Origin of the sequence: Ideonella azotifigens (genome assembly GCF_006519715.1) — a bacterium.
In the GTDB taxonomy this organism is placed as follows: domain Bacteria; phylum Pseudomonadota; class Gammaproteobacteria; order Burkholderiales; family Burkholderiaceae_C; genus Ideonella; species Ideonella azotifigens.
The window spans coordinates 1-2545 of sequence record NZ_VIDT01000733.1 but is presented as its reverse complement, the minus strand read 5'-3'; the positions used below and the strand labels follow the sequence as shown (position 1 = coordinate 2545).

Annotated in this window: 2 protein-coding genes; both read left to right on the top strand. The window is 65.7% G+C overall.

The features are described from left to right. Positions 1–297, top strand: a 297-nt coding sequence (locus tag FKP22_RS32860) for a hypothetical protein (protein ID WP_170201115.1), incomplete at its 5' end; no start/stop codon positions are given. A gap of 145 nt (positions 298–442) precedes the next feature. Continuing rightward, positions 443–2443, top strand: a complete 2001-nt coding sequence (locus FKP22_RS26945) for a serine hydrolase (RefSeq protein ID WP_141291036.1) — start codon at positions 443–445, stop codon at positions 2441–2443. Positions 2444–2545 lie beyond the last annotated feature (102 nt).

Sequence of the window (2545 nt, the reverse complement as noted above, 5' to 3'; positions counted from 1 at the left end):
GACAACTCAGCCGGCCGCCTCGGCCGCGCCAAATGCCTGATGGTCCAGACGCTGGCCCTGGTGGCGCTGCAAAGGCCGGATGAAGCTGCGCAAAGCCTGGCCGAGGCCGAACGCCTGTTCAATGCCGAACTGCCGGCCGCCCACCCGGACCGCGAACTGCTGCCCTGGATACGTTCCACCTTGTTGCAGGCCGGCGGCCAGACGGCTGCCGCCGAAACGATGCGCAACCAGGCCAGTGCACGCTACACCGAGCGCTCAGGCGGCACATTGCCGGAGCGGCCGAGCTACGTGTTCTGAAGCGGCTCTGAAAATACTTTCGGAAATCCCCCCATCGGAGGGAGACAGCGCATGTCCGGTTTTGCCTCCGGGGCGCGAATTGATAGGTAAGCACCTCAACAAACACCCGGTGCTGATTCATCGATTCACACCCTCGGAGATCAACATGAAGACCCGCATGACCACCCGCCAGCAGCTGACCCAATCCGCGCTGGCCGCCCTCGCCACCATTGCCACGATGACTGCCTTGGCCGCCGCTTCTGGCGCCCACGCACAGGACATGGCGACTCAAGCCGAGACGATGTCGGCGCAGGACGAGGCGCTTTCTGCCCAGCTTGACCCGACCCCGCAGATCCTCGACACCACCTCGATGACCGATGACCATTCGGTCAACGTGCCGACGGGCTGGTGGACCTACACCAATGTCAGCGCCGCCTCGATCGGCACCTACCTGAGCCAGAACAACGCCCGCCTGACCGAGGTCAAGGTCTACGGCGTGAGCAACGGCACGCCGACCTTCAGCGTGCGCATGGTGGCCAACAGCGGTGCCTACGCGGTGCCCGGCTGGTGGTGGTACTACGGCCTGACGGCGGCCGATGTGACGGCCAAGGTGAATGCCAACACCGCCCGCCTGATCGACCTGCAGCCTTACGACGCAGGCGGCGGCACGATCCGCTACGCGGCCGTGATGGTCTCCAACACCGGCAGCGCGGCGCGCGCCTGGAGCTACCTGATGGGCGTGAGCACTTCGCAGATCAGCACCCAGATCACCAACAGCGGCCACCGCCTGATCGACCTGGACAGCTACGTCGAAGGCGGCGTGAAGAAGTACAGCGCAGTGTTCGTGGCCAACACCGGCGCGGATGCCAAATCCTGGCAGTGGTTCTACGGCGTGAGCCCGGCCACCATCGCCAGCAAGGTCTCGGCCTTCCAGGGCCGCATCGTCAAGCTGGATCGCCACAGCGACGGCACCTACAACATGATCCAGGTGAAGAACACCGGCAGCGACGCCTCGGCCTGGTGGTACCAGTACGGCTTCGCCTCGATGGCCGACCTGAACAACTACGCGCTGCAACTCGCCTCGCGCCCGGTCGACATCACGACCTACAAGGACGCCAACGGGACCCGCCGCTACGACGCCGCCTTCATCGACAACGCCAACACCAGCACCCGCCGCATGCGCAGCGAGTTCGCCCCCACCTTCCTGGACGCCAACGGCAACCCGACCAAGGGCATCTTCGAGGCCTATCTGAAGGAAGTCAGCGGCAGCGTGAAGGTGGACCTCAACGGCAGCCGCCGTGCCGAGACCGCCAGCTCGTTCAAGTCGGTTCACCTGCTGCATTCGATGCGCCAGGTCGCCGCCGGTGCGGACACGCTGGCCTCGGCCTTCAGCTACTACGAGTACGACCCGGTCAAGGGCAAGGACGCCTGCCCGAACCCGGCGCTGGAAACCGCCGCCAACCTGCGCACCAACTACAACTTCGAGACCGGCCTGGACCAGATGATGGCCATTTCGGACAACCGCACCACGCGCGGCACGGTGATCCGTTACGGCGGCTTCACGCCCTTCAACAACACGGCCGCCGCCACCGGCCTGACGGGCACCACGCTGCGCCACAACATCGGCTGCGGCTACAAGAACCTCAGCACCGGCAAGTACGACCCGACCAACATGCGCAACGACACCACGGCGAGCAACCTGGCGCGCATCTACGAAGGTGTCTGGAACAGCACCCTGCTGAGCAACAACTTCAACGCCCGCACCGAGTTCCTGGAATCGGCCAACCCGTCCAGCGGGGTCGACCCCACCTTGCAGGCCGTCATCAACGAGGAGGCGGCAGCCCTGGGCAAGTCCGCGATCGCGGCCAGCTTCGGTGCCAACATCAAGCGTTGGGGCAAGGGCGGCAGCTACGGCACCTGCCTGCCTGACAGCAACGGCGCCTGCGGGCAGAAGGTCACGATCCGCTCGGGCACCGGCCTGATCAGCCTGCCCTTCAAGAGCGGCGGCGTGATCGCGCCCAAGGTCTACAGCTTTGCCCGCCTGATCTCCGACGTGCCGGTCTCCTGCTGGAACTGCACCGAGGAAACCAACTACGTCAACGCCTACAACGACGCCTCCAACGAGCTGTACCGCGACGAGATCCGGGCCGCACTGAAGACCTGGTAAGCCCTCCGAAGGCAGCCCCCGCTGCCGCCCTCCCCGGCCGCCGGCCTGCGCTTTGCAGGCCGGCTTTTTTGCGCCAGTGCGGCGCGCGGCGGACTATCCTCA

Coding starts and splice junctions, on each gene's coding strand:
- FKP22_RS26945 (WP_141291036.1), top strand. CDS start 443: ATGAAGACCCGCATGACCACCCGCCAGCAGCTGACCCAATCCGCGCTG.